Annotated in this window: 14 protein-coding genes; 10 read left to right on the top strand and 4 right to left on the bottom strand. The window is 56.4% G+C overall.

Features of this window, described 5'->3' with window-relative positions:
* The first annotated feature begins 151 nt into the window (after positions 1-151).
* Complete coding sequence (locus tag WFL93_RS02840) at positions 152-1,744, top strand: ABC-F family ATPase (protein WP_007887723.1); 1,593 nt, start codon at positions 152-154, stop codon at positions 1,742-1,744.
* A 74-nt stretch (positions 1,745-1,818) separates the two neighbouring features.
* Here the strand turns inward: WFL93_RS02840 and moeB are convergent, their stop codons facing one another.
* Both moeB and moeA read right to left on the bottom strand, forming a co-directional pair.
* Positions 1,819-2,574, bottom strand: coding sequence for a molybdopterin-synthase adenylyltransferase MoeB (gene moeB, locus WFL93_RS02835; protein ID WP_336777206.1), 756 nt, complete (start codon positions 2,572-2,574; stop codon positions 1,819-1,821).
* The gene (gene moeA / locus WFL93_RS02830) at positions 2,574-3,809 is read right to left on the bottom strand and encodes a molybdopterin molybdotransferase MoeA (protein ID WP_336777400.1); all 1,236 of its coding nucleotides are present in this window, start codon (positions 3,807-3,809) and stop codon (positions 2,574-2,576) included. Before moeA ends, moeB begins: the two co-directional genes overlap by 1 nt.
* Before the next feature lie 359 nt (positions 3,810-4,168).
* Between moeA and WFL93_RS02825 the strand changes: the two genes are divergently transcribed.
* The 5 genes from WFL93_RS02825 (at position 4,169) to gsiD (ending at position 10,485) form a co-directional block, all read left to right on the top strand.
* The gene (locus WFL93_RS02825; protein ID WP_049850983.1) at positions 4,169-5,134 is read left to right on the top strand and encodes an isoaspartyl peptidase/L-asparaginase family protein; all 966 of its coding nucleotides are present in this window, start codon (positions 4,169-4,171) and stop codon (positions 5,132-5,134) included.
* Between the two features lie 9 nt (positions 5,135-5,143).
* Positions 5,144-7,000, top strand: a complete 1,857-nt coding sequence (gene gsiA, locus WFL93_RS02820) for a glutathione ABC transporter ATP-binding protein GsiA (protein WP_007887715.1) — start codon at positions 5,144-5,146, stop codon at positions 6,998-7,000.
* A 63-nt stretch (positions 7,001-7,063) separates the two neighbouring features.
* Positions 7,064-8,599, top strand: coding sequence for a glutathione ABC transporter substrate-binding protein GsiB (gene gsiB, locus WFL93_RS02815; RefSeq protein WP_049850984.1), 1,536 nt, complete (start codon positions 7,064-7,066; stop codon positions 8,597-8,599).
* A 49-nt stretch (positions 8,600-8,648) separates the two neighbouring features.
* Positions 8,649-9,569 carry a glutathione ABC transporter permease GsiC gene (gsiC, locus tag WFL93_RS02810; protein WP_336777205.1) on the top strand — a complete coding sequence of 307 codons (921 nt, stop codon included), beginning with the start codon at positions 8,649-8,651 and terminating at the stop codon, positions 9,567-9,569.
* Positions 9,570-9,579: 10 nt separating this feature from the next.
* Positions 9,580-10,485, top strand: coding sequence for a glutathione ABC transporter permease GsiD (gsiD, locus tag WFL93_RS02805; RefSeq protein ID WP_180823332.1), 906 nt, complete (start codon positions 9,580-9,582; stop codon positions 10,483-10,485).
* Positions 10,486-10,593: 108 nt separating this feature from the next.
* Here gsiD and WFL93_RS02800 read toward each other — a convergent pair whose 3' ends face one another.
* On the bottom strand, positions 10,594-12,255 hold the full coding sequence (locus WFL93_RS02800) for a methyl-accepting chemotaxis protein (protein ID WP_007887707.1): 1,662 nt from the start codon (positions 12,253-12,255) through the stop codon (positions 10,594-10,596).
* A gap of 115 nt (positions 12,256-12,370) precedes the next feature.
* Here WFL93_RS02800 and WFL93_RS02795 point away from each other — a divergent pair, with 115 nt between their 5' ends.
* The gene (locus WFL93_RS02795) at positions 12,371-12,820 is read left to right on the top strand and encodes a DUF4385 domain-containing protein (protein ID WP_049850987.1); all 450 of its coding nucleotides are present in this window, start codon (positions 12,371-12,373) and stop codon (positions 12,818-12,820) included.
* On the opposite strand, the gene rimO is transcribed toward WFL93_RS02795, so the two are convergent.
* Positions 12,817-14,142 carry a 30S ribosomal protein S12 methylthiotransferase RimO gene (gene rimO / locus WFL93_RS02790; RefSeq protein WP_336777204.1) on the bottom strand — a complete coding sequence of 442 codons (1,326 nt, stop codon included), beginning with the start codon at positions 14,140-14,142 and terminating at the stop codon, positions 12,817-12,819. The genes WFL93_RS02795 and rimO overlap by 4 nt on opposite strands.
* 329 nt (positions 14,143-14,471) lie before the next feature.
* On the opposite strand from rimO, the gene WFL93_RS02785 reads away from it, so the two are divergent.
* The 3 genes from WFL93_RS02785 to WFL93_RS02775 all read left to right on the top strand — a co-directional run bounded on the left by WFL93_RS02785 (position 14,472) and on the right by WFL93_RS02775 (position 17,120).
* Entirely contained in the window at positions 14,472-15,107 is a 636-nt protein-coding gene (locus WFL93_RS02785; protein ID WP_007887698.1) for a carbonic anhydrase, read from the top strand.
* Between the two features lie 118 nt (positions 15,108-15,225).
* A complete protein-coding gene (locus WFL93_RS02780; protein WP_336777203.1) occupies positions 15,226-15,882 on the top strand; it encodes a DUF3313 domain-containing protein in 657 nt (218 codons plus the stop codon).
* Between the two features lie 104 nt (positions 15,883-15,986).
* Positions 15,987-17,120, top strand: coding sequence for a PQQ-dependent sugar dehydrogenase (locus WFL93_RS02775; protein WP_336777202.1), 1,134 nt, complete (start codon positions 15,987-15,989; stop codon positions 17,118-17,120).

Here is a 17,120-nt window from a genome sequence, read left to right as displayed (position 1 = left end):
GCCTTGCTATCGCGCAAATTATTTTGCGTATGCGCTCAACACGTTCAGCTCATTACACGCTCTGCTTCTGGCGCAGAGGTGGCGTCAGGGTGCCCGCTTCTGGCATAATGCCCGCTGTTTTTTCCTCCACTGCGTAACAAAGGTCAATGCCGTGTTAGTTTCCAGCAATATCACCATGCAGTTCGGCAGTAAGCCGCTGTTCGAGAATATCTCCGTTAAATTTGGCGGCGGTAATCGTTACGGTTTAATCGGTGCGAACGGCAGCGGTAAATCAACCTTTATGAAAATACTGGGCGGCGACCTGGTTCCAACAGGTGGAAATGTTTCCCTCGATCCTAATGAGCGTATCGGTAAGTTACGCCAGGACCAATTTGCCTTTGAGCAATATAGTGTGCTGGACACCGTGATCATGGGCCACAATGAATTGTGGGCAGTGAAGCAAGAGCGTGACCGTATATATGCCTTGCCAGAAATGAGCGAAGAGGAAGGCTATAAAGTGGCCGACCTTGAAGTCGAATACGGTGAAATGGACGGTTACAGTTCGGAATCACGTGCCGGTGAATTATTACTGGGCGTGGGCATTCCCGTGGAGCAGCATTACGGCCCGATGAGTGAAATTGCGCCGGGTTGGAAATTGCGCGTGCTGTTAGCGCAGGCATTATTTGCTAATCCCGATATTTTGTTGCTCGATGAACCGACCAACAACCTGGATATAGATACCATTCGTTGGTTGGAGCAAGTGCTCAACGAACGTAACAGCACCATGATCATCATTTCGCATGACCGTCATTTCCTGAATATGGTTTGTACGCACATGGCGGATCTGGATTACGGCGAACTGCGCGTTTATCCGGGTAATTATGACGAATATATGACCGCGGCGACGCAGTCGCGCGAACGTTTATTATCGGATAATGCGAAGAAGAAAGCGCAAATTGCCGATCTGCAATCGTTCGTTAGCCGCTTTAGCGCCAACGCCTCTAAATCCCGTCAGGCGACTTCGCGTGCTAAGCAGATTGATAAAATTAAGCTGGAAGAGGTGAAAGCCTCCAGCCGTCAAAACCCGTTTATCCGTTTTGATCAGGATAAGAAGCTGTTCCGTAATGCGCTGGAAGTTGAGGCGCTGACCAAAGGTTTTGATAACGGTCCGCTGTTTAATAAGCTCAACCTGATGTTAGAAGTCGGCGAGAAATTGGCGATTCTGGGTGCTAACGGTATCGGTAAAACCACGCTGTTGAAAACGCTGATTGGTGAACATACTCCCGATAGCGGTACGGTGAAATGGTCTGAAAATGCACGCATCGGTTATTACGGCCAGGATCATGCGGAAGACTTCGCTGAAGATCTGACGGTATTTGACTGGATGAGCCAGTGGAAGCAGGAAGGCGATGACGAGCAGGCGGTGCGCAGCGTTCTCGGTCGTCTGCTGTTTGGTCATGATGAGATCAACAAGCCCGCTAAGGTGCTGTCCGGTGGTGAGAAGGGCCGCATGCTGTTTGGCAAGCTGATGATGCAGAAGCCGAACATTCTGATCATGGATGAACCGACTAACCACCTGGATATGGAATCGATCGAGTCGCTCAACATGGCGCTGGAAATGTACGAAGGCACCTTGATCTTCGTCTCGCATGACCGTGAGTTTGTGAGCTCGCTGGCCACGCGTGTGATGGAGATGAAAGCCGATCGTATTGTCGACTTCACGGGTAACTATGAAGATTACCTGCGCAGCCAGGGTATTGTTTAATCTCTGCATCGCCAGGTGCGCATCAATGCGCACCTTACTGTAATGAAGGCCGCCCTGGAGGCGGCCTTCATCATTTACGGCTTGCCACAAACTTCACAATGCGCATCCTGCGCGACTTTCATGCTGCGGAATTCCGCACTCATCGCGTCATACATCAGTAAGCGCGCGCTGGCTGGTTTGCCAAACTCCGTCAGCACCTTTAAGGTTTCCATCGCCTGCATCGCGCCGATCACACCCACCAGCGGTGCCATCACCCCGGCTTCTACACAGCTCAACACCTGCTCGCCGAATAAGCGGCTGATGCAGCGATAGCACGGCTCGCCGGGCTGCCAGGTAAATACGCTCAGCTGGCCTTCCATACGAATCGCTGCACCGGAAATCAGCGGGACCTGGTGCTGGAAACAGAGGCGATTGATTTGCTCGCGCGTAGTGACGTTATCGGTGCAATCTACCACGGCGTCGTGGCGGGCAATCAGTGCGCTGAGCTGCGTATCATCTAACTGCGCATCAATCGGCTCGAGCTGGCAGTGCGGATTAAGCGCCGCCAGCGGCTGCTGTGCCGAGGTGACTTTCGCCACGCCAATTTTTGCATCGCTGTGCAGGATCTGCCGTTGCAGGTTGCTCAGGCTCACGGTATCGAAATCGAGCAAGGTGAGATGGCCCACGCCTGCCGACACCAGGTAAGGTGCCGCCGCACAGCCCAACCCGCCGAGGCCAATCAGCAACACGCGTGCCGCCTTGAGTCTCTCCTGGCCATCAAAATCGAAGCCACGCAGCACAATCTGGCGGTTATAGCGCAGCATCTCATCATCGCTCAACTCCACGCTCATTAGCCCTCCAGCAGGCTGTTGAAGGCTTCAATTTCTACCCACTCGCCGGGCTCAACGTCACCGCGATCGCGCTGGAGCACCACAAAACAGTTGGCCAGCGCAAAGGAGCTGAAGACGTGCGAACCCTGCGCGCCGGTGCTGCGCACTTCCAGCTCGCCGTCGTCACCACGGCTGAAAATGGCACGCTGGAAGTCGAGACGACCCGGGGATTTCTTCAGGCGTTGCGTGGCGCGCGCGCGTTGACGCAGCGGCATGATGCGCGTGGTTTGGCCAGTGAGCGTCGCCAGCAGCGGCTGTACCAGCTGATAGAACGTCACCGCTGCCGAGACCGGATTACCCGGCAGGCCGCAGAACCAGCTGTTTGCCAGCCGTCCAAAGGCAAAGGGTTTGCCCGGCTTGATCGCCAGTTTCCAGAAGGTGATAGCGCCCAGCTCCTCCAGCATCGCGCGGGTGAAATCGGCCTCGCCGACCGACACGCCGCCGGTGCTGATCACCACATCGGCCTGACGATCGGCTTCGGTAAAGGCGGTACGCAGCGCCGCCTGGTCGTCAGCAATCACGCCAAGATCGATGACTTCGCAGCCCAGTTTGTTGAGCATCAGCGCGACGGTGAAACGGTTGGTATCGTAAATCTGACCGGCGGCTAATGGCTGACCCACCGCCTGCAGTTCATCACCTGTCGAGAAGATCGCCACACGCAGTTTACGCAGCACGCTCACTTCGGCTATGCCCAGCGACGCCAGCAGCGGCAACTCGGCGGCACCAAGGCGCACACCGGCATCCAGCACCTGTTTTCCCGCCTGAATATCTTCGCCGATGCGGCGGATATTTTGCCCTTCCTGCAGCGGTGCGGTAATCACAATGCCGCCGTCGCGCTGCTCGGTTTGTTCCTGCATTACCACGGCATCACAACCGGCGGGAATCGGGGCGCCGGTCATAATGCGAATCACGCTGCCCGCTGGCCACTCGCCGTTAAAGGGCGCACCGGCGAAGGCTTTTCCCGCCACCGGCAACACGCGATCGGCTGCGCTATCCGCCAGACGAACGGCGTAACCGTCCATGGCTGAGTTATCAAAAGAGGGCACATCGAGCGGTGAGTTAATCGGTTTAGCGGTGATGCGTCCGGCGGCTTCAAACAGCGAAACGTTCAGCGAATCGCTAATGGGCGTTAACTGCTGCAGCATCTTTTGCTGCGCGTCTTCGAGGGAGATTAATCCTGCGGTAAAAGGTTCCATGTCCATCTCTGCCTGGTTAATTTCAGATGCGGTCTATTATGGGTAATGCGTGGCCGTTAAGCGAGCGCGCACGTTACTCATTCACCGCACATTCCATAGCGGCGCGATTTATCGCGCAATAAGTTGCGCCGCTACGCTGCGTGCGATCGGTGATATCGGTTGTCTTGGTTTGCAACTATGAAGTGAGTAAACCCATCGCGACCAAAAAAGCATAATCCACAATAAAAGGTTATGACCATGAAGACAGTTTCTGCTTTACAAGATGAGGGGGCCTTTCTATAGTCGAAAATTGCCAAAAAAAGATGAAAACCATTCTAAATCAGTGTTTTTGGTTCTGATTCCTTTACAGGGTACCGGTTATGGCTAAAGCAGTTATCGCAATTCACGGCGGTGCCGGCGCGATTACGCGCGCGGCAATGAGCGCCGAAAAAGAGCAGCACTATCGTCAGCAACTCACCGCAATCGTTACCGCAGGCCAGCAGATTCTCGCGGCGGGTGGCAGTGCACTCGATGCGGTGACCGAAGCGGTTCGCTTGCTGGAAGAGTGTCCGTTGTTCAACGCCGGCAAAGGTGCGGTGTTCACCCATCAAGGCACGCACGAACTGGATGCCAGCATTATGGATGGTCGCACGCTCGATGTGGGGGCGGTTGCGGGCGTCAGCCACATTCGTAATCCTATCCTCGCCGCGCGTAAGGTGCTGGAAAATAGCCCGCACGTGCTGTTTATCGGGGCGGGCGCAGAAGCCTTCGCTGCCGAGCAAGGCTTAGAACCGGTTAATGCCGATTACTTCTCCACGCCCGAGCGCTGGGAGCAGCTGCAGCGCGCGCTGCACAGCCAGCAGATGGTGCTCGATCATGATGGTGAAGCTAACAGCCACAGCGATGATCCGCTGGACCCGGATCGCAAATTTGGCACCGTGGGTGCGGTAGCGCTCGATCTTCAGGGTAATCTGGCGGCCGCCACGTCAACCGGTGGCATGACCAACAAACAGGCCGGTCGCGTCGGCGACTCACCGCTGGTGGGCGCAGGTTGCTATGCCAGCAACGACAGCGTGGCGGTCTCCTGTACCGGCACCGGCGAAGTGTTTATCCGTACGCTCGCCGCCTATGACGTGGCGGCGCAGATGCATTACGCCGGACGCTCGCTGCAGCAGGCCACTGCCAATGTCATTCACGACAAAGTGCAGGAACTGGAAGGCAGCGGCGGGCTGATCGCCATTGACGCCGCAGGCAATGTGGCGCTGCCGTTTAACAGCGAAGGTATGTATCGCGGATTCGCCTATGTTGAGGGTGACGTTGAGGTAGCGATTTACCGCGACAGCTAAGGAGCAGGCATGACGGACCAACAGCTGCAGTTTGCGCCGGAGCAGGTTCTGGCGGTGCGCGATCTTAACGTGCGCTTCGAGCATGAAGGGCGCATTACCGAAGCGGTGCGCAACCTGTCGCTCGACCTGCATCGCGGTGAAACGCTGGCGCTGGTGGGTGAATCGGGGTCGGGCAAATCTGTCACCTCGCTGGCGCTGATGCGTCTGATTCAACAGGCCGGTGGCGATGTGAGCGGTGAAATTCAGCTGCGTCGCCGTAATGGCGAGGTGCTGGATGTAATGCGCGCTTCCAGCGGTCAGATGCGCAAGGTGCGCGGCGCCGATATGGCGATGATCTTTCAGGAGCCGATGACCTCGCTTAACCCGGTGTTCACCGTCGGCGAGCAGATAGCGGAATCTATCCGTCTGCATCAGGGGAAAAGCCACCAGCAGGCGCTGGCCGAAGCGCGCCGCATGCTCGATCTGGTGCGTATTCCGGAAGCACAAAATGTGCTGGGGCGCTATCCGCATCAACTCTCCGGCGGCATGCGTCAGCGCGTGATGATCGCGATGGCGCTGTCGTGCAAACCGGCGCTGCTGATTGCCGATGAACCGACCACCGCACTCGACGTCACGATTCAGGCGCAGATCCTGCAGCTGATCCGCGTGCTGCAAAAAGAGATGCAGATGGGGGTGATTTTTATCACCCACGACATGGGCGTGGTGGCAGAAATGGCCGATCGCGTGCAGGTGATGTATCGCGGTGATGTGGTCGAACGCGCGCCGGTGCAGCAGCTGTTTGCCGATCCGCAGCAGCCCTATACCCGCGCGTTACTGGCAGCGGTGCCGAAGCTGGGCGCGATGCACGGCCAGGCGTTGCCGGCAAAATTCCCCTTACTGCATGCCAACGGCCGCGAAGAGCGGGCTCAACCGCAGGATACGGTGCGCCACGATCGTCCGCCGATTTTACAGGTCCGCGATTTGGTTACGCGTTTCGATATTCGCGGCGGGTTGCTCAATCGCGTTAAGCGCCGCGTGCACGCAGTGGAGAAAGTCAGTTTTGATCTCTACGCCGGTGAAACGCTGGCGCTGGTGGGCGAATCCGGCTGTGGTAAATCCACCACCGGACGTTCACTGCTGCGGCTGGTGGCCAGCCAGGGCGGCACTATTACCTTTGACGGCCAGCGCATTGATGCGCTGCAGGGCAATGCGCTGGCGTCGCTGCGCCGCGATATCCAGTTTATCTTTCAGGATCCTTACGCCTCGCTCGATCCGCGGTTGACCGTAGGTTTTTCCATTATGGAACCGCTGCTGGTGCATCAAACGATGGATCGCCGGCAGGCGGAGAAGCGCGTCGCCTGGCTACTGGAACGCGTTGGCCTGCTGCCGGAACATGCGCAGCGCTATCCGCACGAATTCTCCGGCGGTCAGCGGCAGCGCATCTGCATTGCTCGCGCGCTGGCGCTCAATCCTAAAGTGGTGATCGCCGATGAATCGGTGTCGGCGCTGGATGTATCGATTCAGGCGCAGATCATTAATCTGATGCTCGATTTGCAGCGTGAGTTTGGTATCGCCTTCTTATTTATTTCGCACGATATGGCGGTGGTGGAACGCATCAGCCATCGCGTGGCCGTGATGTATCTTGGACAGATCGTGGAGATGGGACCGCGCCAGGCGGTGTTCGAACAGCCGCGTCATCCTTACACCAAAAAACTGATGGCCGCGGTGCCAGTGGCCGATCCGGCCCACCGGCATCGTGAGCGGGCGCTGATGGTGGATGAGATCCCCAGCCCGATTCGCCCGCTGGGTGATGAGCCGGAAGTGGCGCCCTTACTGGAAGTGGCACCGGGCCATTTTGTCGCCCGCCACGCTATTAGCGGCGCCTGAGCAGCAACCAATCGCACATCTTCAGATGTCGCGCATGACAGGGATTACAGGAGAACGATAACGATGCACCATATTATGCGAAAAGGGGTTATCACTGCCGGTTTGTTGAGTTCGGCGCTGGCGCTGCCCGCGTGGGCGGCGAAAGATGCGGTGATTGCGGTGGCCTCAACCTTTACCACGCTCGATCCTTACGATGCCAACGACACGCTGTCGCAGGCGGTGGCGAAGTCTTTCTATCAGGGCTTATTCGGCTTTGATAAAGACATGAAGCTGACCAACGTGCTGGCGGAAAGCTATCAGGCGAGCAGCGATGGCCTGACGTACACCATCAAGCTGCGTTCCGGTGTGAAATTCCAGGATGGCACCGATTTCAATGCCGACGCGGTGAAAGTTAACCTCGATCGCGCCAGCAATCCAGACAACCATCTCAAGCGCTATAACCTGTTCAAATACATCGCCACCACTGAAGTGGTTGACCCAACCACGGTGAAGATCACCCTGAAGCAGCCGTTCTCGGCCTTCATCAACAACCTGGCGCACCCGGCGGCGGTAATGATTTCGCCAACCGCGCTGAAGAAATATGGCAAGGATATCGGCTTCCATCCGGTCGGAACCGGCCCGTTTGCCTTTGATACCTGGAATCAGACCGACTTCGTGAAAGTGAAGAAGTGGGAGGGTTACTGGAAAAAAGGTTATCCGAAGCTGGATAGCATTACCTGGCGTCCGGTGGTGGATAACAACACCCGCGCGGCGATGCTGCAAACCGGTGAAGCAAGCTTTGCCTTCCCGGTGCCGTTCGAGCAGGCCAAACTGCTGCAAGGTAACAGCAAGCTCGATGTGGTGACCACGCCGTCGATCATGCAGCGCTACATCAGCCTCAACGTCACGCAAAAGCCGTTTGATAATCCGAAGGTGCGTGAAGCGCTGGAGTACGCGATTAACCGTCAGGCGCTGGCAAAAGTAGCGTTTGCGGGTTATGCCACGCCAGCAACCGGCATCGTGCCGCCGACCATCGATTTTGCGCAGAGCTATCCGGCGATTAAATACGATCCGGCTAAAGCGCGTGAATTGCTGAAAGAAGCGGGCTTCCCGAACGGTTTCGAAACCACCTTGTGGTCATCGCATAATCACAGCACCGCGCAGAAAGTACTGCAGTTCACTCAGCAGCAGCTGGCGCAGGTGGGCGTGAAGGTCAAAGTGACGGCGATGGATGCCGGTCAGCGCGCGGCTGAAGTGGAGAGCAAAGGGCAGAAAGAGAGCGGTGTGCGTATGTTCTATACCGGCTGGTCGGCGTCAACCGGTGAAGCCGATTGGGCGTTGACGCCGCTGTTCGCTACCACGTCCTGGCCGCCAGCGATCTTTAACACCGCCTTCTACAGCAATCCGCAGGTGGATAAAGATCTCGGCGATGCGCTGAAAACCACCGATCGCGACCAGAAAGCCAAACTGTATAAAGACGCACAGGATCGCATCTGGAACGACCATCCGTGGATCCCGCTGGTGGTCGAGCAACTGCTGTCTGCCAACAATAAAAACCTCAGCGGTTTTTATGTCATGCCCGATACCTCATTCAATTTTGATGAGGCGGATCTGAAGTAACAGACGCGGCCAGCCTTGCGGGGCTGGCCGATGCTGCGCAGGACTTCGCATGCTCAACTATTTTCTCAAACGATTACTGGGATTGATTCCCACGCTGCTGATTGTCGCGGTGCTGGTGTTCCTGTTTGTTCACCTGCTGCCGGGCGATCCGGCGCGCCTGATTGCTGGCCCGGAAGCGGATGCCTCGGTAGTGGCGCTGGTGCGTCAGGATCTCGGCCTCGATCAGCCGCTGATCAAGCAGTTCTGGCACTTCATGCTCAATGCGGTGCAGGGCGATTTCGGTCATTCGCTGGTCTCGAAGCGTCCAGTGATTGATGAAATTGCCGCGCGCTTTTTCCCTACGCTATGGCTCACGCTGAGCAGCATGGTGTGGGCGGTTATTTTCGGCATGGTGATTGGTATCACCTCGGCGGTATGGCGCAATCGCTGGCCGGATCGTATCGGCATGACGCTGGCGGTGTCGGGGATTTCGTTCCCGGCCTTCGCGCTCGGCATGCTGCTGATGCAGGTGTTTTCGGTGCAGCTGGGTTGGTTGCCTACCGTCGGAGCCGATAGCTGGAAACACTACATTTTGCCGTCAATCACGCTGGGTGCCGCGGTGGCGGCGGTGATGGCGCGCTTCACCCGTGCTTCATTCGTGGAGGTGATGCAGGAAGATTACATGCGCACCGCCCGCGCCAAAGGGGTACGCGAATCACTGGTGGTGGTGAAACACGGCCTGCGTAACGCGATGATTCCGGTGGTGACCATGATGGGCCTGCAGTTTGGTTTCCTGCTGGGCGGCTCGATTGTGGTGGAAGTGGTGTTCAACTGGCCAGGCTTAGGCCGCTTGCTGGTGGATTCGGTTGAGATGCGCGATTACCCGGTGATTCAGGCCGAAGTGTTGCTGTTCTCGCTGGAGTTCATCCTGATTAACCTGATTGTCGATGTGCTGTACGCGGCAATCAACCCGGCAATTCGCTACAAGTAAGGAGTCGCAATTGAAGAACTGGCGACGTGCCGCGGCATTAAAGACCATGCCGACCATCACGGAAAACCGGGTACGCACGCCGTGGCGCGAATTCTGGCGGCGTTTTCGCCGTCAGCATGTGGCGCTGCTGGCCGGACTGTTTGTGCTGCTGCTGATTGTGGTGGCGTTTATCGCGCCGATGATGGCGCCGTTTGATGCGGAAAACTATTTCGATTACGACCGGCTGAATGAAGGGCCATCGCTAATGCACTGGTTTGGCGTCGATTCGCTGGGGCGCGATATCTTCAGCCGTGTGCTGGTGGGGACGCGCATCTCGCTGATTGCCGGTTTCTTCTCGGTGGCGATTGGCGCGCTGATTGGCACGGTGTTAGGTTTGCTGGCCGGTTACTACGAAGGCTGGTGGGATCGCATCACCATGCGTATCTGCGATGTGCTGTTCGCCTTTCCCGGCATTCTACTGGCGATAGCGGTGGTGGCGATCATGGGCAGCGGCATGAGCAATGTGATTGTCGCGGTGGCGATTTTCAGTATTCCTGCTTTTGCCCGTTTGGTGCGCGGCAACACGCTGGTACTGAAGCATCAAACCTATATTGAGTCGGCGCGCAGCATTGGGGCGTCGGACTGGACCATTATCATGCGACACATTCTACCCGGCACGGTGTCGTCGATTGTGGTCTATTTCACCATGCGCATCGGCACATCAATTATCACTGCGGCGAGCTTGTCGTTTCTGGGGTTGGGCGCGCAGCCGCCAACGCCAGAGTGGGGCGCGATGTTGAATGAGGCGCGCGCCGATATGGTCATTGCGCCGCACGTGGCGATTTTCCCCAGCCTGGCGATTTTCCTTACCGTGCTGGCGTTTAATCTGCTGGGTGATGGCTTGCGCGATGCGCTTGATCCGAAATTGAAGACCTAAAGCTTACTGCAGATCGTAGCGGCGCAATTTATTGCGCGTTGTTGAGAAGCACATCTGCGCGCAATAAATTGCGCCGCTACGGTTATGCATGATCTGTTAATCAATCACTCAGAACGTTTCCCAGTGGTCATTACTGTGCGCGGCAACAGGCTGTGCGCGGGTGGACGCTATCGCCGGCTTCACCATTTTCGCCACCGGCACGATCGCCTGGCGGGTGCCGGTTTTAAAACGCGCCACCGCTGAAGAGAGGCTGCTTGCCTGCTGTTCCAGCGATGCTGAAGCGTTAGCGGATTCCTGCACCAGCGTGGCGTTCTGCTGCGTCACGCGATCCATCTCGTTCACCGCCTGACCAATTTGATCGATGCCGCGGCTCTGCTCATCTGAGGCTGAAGCGATCTCGCCCATGATATCGGTGACGCGGGTCACCGCGCTGACGATCTCCTGCATGGTGTCGCCAGCGCTGCTTACCTGCTGCGAGCCGACGTTTACGCGCTGCACTGAATTCTCAATCAGCAGTTTGATCTCTTTAGCGGCCTGGGCGCTACGCTGTGCCAGGTTGCGTACTTCACCTGCCACCACGGCAAAGCCTCGGCCCTGTTCACCAGCGCGCGCGGCTTCGACCGCCGCGTTGAGCGCAAGGATGTTGGTCTGGAACGCAATGCCATCAATTACGCTGGTGATGTCGGCGATTTTTTTCGAACTGTCGGCGATGTCGCGCATGGTTTTCACCACGCCATCCACCACGTTGCCACCTTTATCCGCGGTTTCGGAGGCGGTTTTCGCCAGCTGCGTGGCCTGACGCGCGTTATCGGCATTCTGTTTCACCGTCGCGGTTAACTCTTCCATGCTTGCCGCCGTCTCTTCCAGCGAAGCCGCTTGTTGCTCGGTGCGCGAGGAGAGATCGTTATTGCCGGTGGCAATTTCGCTGGCGCTGCCGAATATGGCATCCGCACTATCACGCACATTGTTAATGGTGCTGAGCAGCGACTGCTGCATATGATTGAGGCTGGCGGCAATCAAGGCCATTTCGCTACGGCCCTCGACCTGCAGGCTGGCGGAGAGATCGCCGTCGGCGAAGCGCTCCATCTGCTGCTGCACCTGTTTCATCGGGGCGAGCAGAATACGGCGTACCAGCATCCACACGGCAACCAGCATCAGCACGACAACCACCGCCATCACGGCTACCATTACCAGCATCTGCTGATAGGTGCTGTCGTTCTGCGCACTGCGTTCCGCCAGCAGCTGGACGTTCTGCTCGCGCCACTGTTTGTAAGCCGCTTCAAGATCGTCCTGCGCCTGTTGTGCATCCAGGTTGCCATACGCAGCGTAATCATTGGCTTTGAGGAATGCCGCCGACTGCTGCAGCAATTCGGTAAAGGCGATGAATTTCGCATCAACCACGCTGGCGGAGTCAGCGCTTTGTCCCGGCAGACGCGGCATGCTTTTGTAGAGATCGTAATGCTGCTTTGCTTCATCAAGGGACGCGTTAGCGCTAATCAGCAGTTTATTGATGGCGGCAAGTGACGCGTCATCGGTCTGCTTTTTCAGAATGCGAATCGCGACGCGGTTAATGATAACGCGGGTTTTCACCAGCGTTTGCCAGCCGTCGGCTAGCTCACGCTGCTGATGCGATAGCTGATTGCTGGTGGTGAAATTATGCTGACCGGTAATCAGTGATGACAAGAACAGCGATCCTGAAATCGCCTGCATCGCGGTGAATACCACCAAAATCATCATGATGGCGGTCACAATTCTCATTCGTTTAAACATAGGGGCATCTCTGAGGAAGTAGGCTTATATCTACGTTATCGGTGCAAAAACACATCGCTTAAGTGCCAGCAGGAAATAATTACGTCACGGGATGATGAGAGGGTGATAAAACCAGATGAAAGCGTTTAATTATGAGCAGGATTTCAAGCACATCGATTTTCGTCGGCAGCCAGAGTTATATCAGGTTGGACGTGGCGAACAGGGCGTGCTGATGGTCGAACCTTACAAAAGTGAAATTTTGCCACACTGGCGCTTTCGCACCGTAGAGCTGGCGCAGCAATCTTCGCAGCAGATTATGCAGCTGTTTGAGGAGTACCGCGCGCAGGATGACTTTGTTGGCATGGATATGGCGCGGAAATACATTCAGATGGGCTATACGCGCGCGCGGCGCTACAGCAATCATCAGGGTGGGCGTAAATATGACGCGGCGGGCAACGAACTGCCGCGTACCACAGAAAAAGAGAAGGCCGCTGCGGCGGCCGTTTTCAAAGCGTGCTGGGATAAACTGCGCGCCGATACTGACTATCTGGCGCGCAAACGGGCGCACCAGCAGAAGTATGGTTAAACGCGCGTGCCCCACAGATCGTATTCGTCGGCGTGCTCGACTTTGACGCGAACCACGTCGCCGACTTTTACCTGACAATCGCCATTCAGATAGACCGCGCCGTCAATTTCCGGGGCATCTGCCATGCTGCGGCCCACCGCGCCTTCCTCGTCCACTTCATCAATCAGCACCAGCACTTCGCGGCCGATTTTCTCCTGCAGACGTTCGCTGGAGATCTTCTGCTGCAGCTGCATAAAGCGGTCGAAACGATCCTGCTTCACTTCGTCCGGCACCTGATCCGGCAGCTGGTTAGCGGTTGCGCCTTCCACCGGGCTGTACTGGAAGCAGCCAACGCGATCGAGGCGCGCTTCCTGCAGGAAGTCGAGCAGCATCTGGAAATCTTCTTCGGTTTCACCCGGGAAGCCAACGATAAAGGTTGAGCGCAGCGTCAGCTCCGGGCAGATTTCACGCCAGCGCTTTATGCGCTCCAGCGTACGCTCCACCGCGCCAGGACGCTTCATCAGCTTAAGGATGCGCGGGCTGGCGTGCTGCAGTGGAATATCGAGGTACGGCAGAATCTTACCTTCCGCCATCAGTGGGATGACATCATCCACATGCGGATACGGATAAACATAGTGCAGGCGCACCCAGACGCCGAGTTTGGCCAGCTGCTCGCACAGGCTAACCATGCTGGTTTTCACCGGCGATCCGTTCCAGAAACCGGTGCGGTGTTTTACATCCACGCCATAGGCGGAAGTGTCCTGCGAGATCACCAGCAGCTCTTTGACGCCGGCTTCGACCAGACGTTTGGCTTCGTCGAGCACCGAACCAATTGGGCGGCTATCAAGATCGCCACGCATCGAAGGAATGATGCAGAAGGTACAGCGATGGTTGCAGCCTTCGGAAATTTTCAGGTAGGCGTAATGGCGCGGCGTCAGTTTGACACCCTGCTCTGGCACCAGGCTGAGGAACGGGTTGTGTTCCGGCTTTGGCACGTAGGTGTGCACGTGTGACAACACCTGCTCGTAGCTGTGCGGGCCAGTGATCTCCAGTACCTTCGGATGCACTTCGCGGATCTGGTCCACTTTGGCACCGAGGCAGCCGGTGACGATCACTTTGCCGTTCTCGTTCAGCGCTTCACCAATCGCTTCCAGGGATTCCTGTACGGCGCTATCAATAAATCCACAGGTGTTAACGATGACGATCTCCGCATCATCGTAGCGTGGCACCACGTCATAGCCTTCAGTACGCAGCTCCGTCAGGATGCGTTCAGAGTCGACGAGGTTTTTCGGACAGCCGAGGGAGACGAACCCCACGCGTGGTGGATTTTTGACATGGCTCATAAGGATAAAAATTCATCATAATTAGTGTGGATAGGGGGGCGATTGTACAGAGGTTGCAGAGGAAAATGTATAGGCTGTGTAAGAATCTCCTTTTAGGGCCGCCAATCTGTTGTGATTATGCTTAACTCATTTGGCGGTGCGTTTAATTCGTTGTGGCGCACCCTCTACGCGCCCGGCTGCATAGGGTCATCCGAGTTGTGTAAGCGGGCGTGTTTTGCTTAAATGTTGGGTCGGTGAAGGTAAGTTATTATCTGCACTGAAAATTTCAAATCGCACTGATGGTGAATCCTCACTGCCAGGGCAGAAGTGGATAATGTGAGAGCAAACAAATGCAAGAGATCGTCAAAGGTTTTCTGAATTTTCAACAGAATGTGTTCCCCGAAAGGAAGGATCTTTTCAAAAGTTTGGCATCCAACCAAAATCCCAAAGCCCTGTTTATCTCCTGCTCAGACAGCCGTCTGGTGCCAGAGCTGGTGACGCAGTCAGAGCCTGGCCAGCTGTTCGTGATCCGTAACGCCGGTAACATTGTGCCGCCGTTTGGACCCGAGCCAGGTGGTGTGTCAGCGACCATTGAGTACGCGGTCGTCGCGCTGGGTGTGACCGAAATTATTATTTGCGGCCACTCCAACTGCGGTGCCATGAACGCCATTGCATCGAATGCCGATCTTGAAACCATGCCGGCGGTCGATCACTGGTTGCACTACGCCAACGCCGCTAAAGCGGTGGTGGAAGAGCGCAACTACGATAGCGTGGAGAAACGTCTCAATGAGATGGTGAAAGAGAACGTGATTGCGCAGCTGCACAATATCAAAACACACCCTTCCGTGGCGGTGGCGCTGCGTAAAGGCAAAGTTCGCCTGCACGGGTGGGTTTATGATATTGAGAGCGGCGGAATAATCGCTCTGACGAAAGGCGGTGAATCGTTCATTTCACTGTCGGAAAATCCGGAAACCTGCTTCGAGTAATTCCGCCTAACCACCTGCAATGCAGGTGGTTTTTCCTCGCATTTCGCGAAAATTTCCCCCCACGCGCATTACCAGCCTCTACACTTGAGAAGCAATTACCTCTGATAAGGGCTCTCTTATGCGATTTTCCCTTTCTGTTCCCGTCTTAACGCTGGCGCTGCTGGCGGCGGGCTGTACCTCTCATGTTGCCGACAAACAACAATATTCGGGCTTTCTTGGCGATTATAGTCAGTTACAACCGGAGAAATCACCGAGCGGCAAACCAACGCTACGCTGGGTATCTCCCGATTATCGCGATGCGGATTATCGCGGCGTGGTCTATACGCCAGTGGTCTATTATCCGGTGCCACATGCTAATGCACGTGTCAGTCAGCAAACACTGGACGAGGTGCGGAGCTATACCGATAGCCAGCTAAAACGCGCAATCTCTGAGCGCAAACCGCTGGTAACACAAAAAGGTCCACAAACGTTGGTGGTGAAAACAGCCATTACTGCGGTGTCGGCCGAAAACAAAGGCATGCAATTCTATGAAGTTGTACCGGTCGCTGCGGTAGTCGCCAGCACCATGGCGGCCACCGGACATCGCACGCAAGAGAGTGCCTTGTTCCTCGAAGTGGAAGCGGTTGATGGACAGACCGGTAAGCCGCTGATCAAAGTGGTGCGTAAAGCCTTTGGCAAGCCGTTGCCAAATAGCAGCACGCCAATCACGCTTAACGATCTCCGTCCGGCGATTGATGAGATGGTGCGCGATGTAGTGGCGTTTTCCACACCGTAACGTCGAGCCCGGCCTTGCGCCGGGCTTAATGTTTTGTAAATCCGTCCCATCCTTTGTTACGCGCTGACTACCCTTAACGGCAGACCGTGATAAAGGAGAATGCCATGCGATTACTGCCCGCCGCGCTTCTGTTTAGCGCCTTAAGCTGTTCCTCCCCGCTGCTCGCTGCCGATGTGCAGGTGCAGGTTTTGCAAGACAAGCTCGATCATCCGTGGTCGGTCGCATTTCTGCCCGACAATCAAACGCTGTTAATTACTGAACGATCCGGTCAGCTGCGCAGTTGGCAGCCGGGCAAAGGCTTGTCACAGCCGATTGGCGGCGTGCCGAAAGTGTGGGCCAATCGCCAGGGTGGCTTGCTGGACGTGGTGTTGGCGCCTGATTTCGCCCAAAGCCGTCGCGTGTGGCTGAGTTATACCACCGCCGATGCCAGTGGACGCGCTGGCGGCGTGGTGGGTTATGGGCGACTCAGCGACGATAATCGTCAATTGAGCGATTTTAAGGTGGTGCTGGAGCAAACGCCGAAGCTCTCGGGTGGCGCGAATATCGGCACGCGACTGGCGTTTGATCGTCAGGGTTTTCTCTATATCGCCTTCGGCGATAACTTCGCCAGCAGCAGCGCACAGCAGCTGGATAAACTTTCCGGTAAAATCGTGCGCCTGACCCAGGACGGCGCAATTCCCGCGGATAATCCGTTCGTTGACCGTAAAGGGGCTCGTGCTGAAATCTGGTCCTATGGCATGCGCAATCCGCAAGGTCTGGCGCTCAATCCGTGGACGCAGCAAATGTGGGAAAGCGAACACGGTCCACGCGGCGGCGATGAGGTGAATATCCCGCAAAAGGGCAAAAACTATGGCTGGCCGCTGGCCACTCACGGCATTGATTACAGCGGTGAAAAGGTGCCGGAAGCCAAGGGCAGCGCCGTAGACGGCACGGAACAGCCGCTGCATTACTGGAAAGTCTCTCCTGCCATTAGCGGCATGGCGTTTTACAACAGCGCACGTTTCCCGCAGTGGAAAAACTCGCTGTTTATCGGCGCGTTGAAGGAGAAGAACCTCATTCGTTTACAGGTTAACGGCGAAAAAGTGGTGGAAGAGCAGCGGTTACTGGACGATCGTGGCGAGCGCATTCGCGATGTGCGCCAGGGACCGGATGGTTATCTGTATGTATTGACCGATGAAGCCAATGGCAAGCTGCTGAAAGTGGGGCTGGCAGCTGAAGCCAGCACCCCGCGCGGTTAA

Source organism: Pantoea sp. USHLN256 (assembly GCF_037149875.1).
GTDB classification, from domain to species: domain Bacteria; phylum Pseudomonadota; class Gammaproteobacteria; order Enterobacterales; family Enterobacteriaceae; genus Pantoea; species Pantoea nemavictus.
This window is presented reverse-complemented; position numbering and strand designations above follow the sequence as displayed.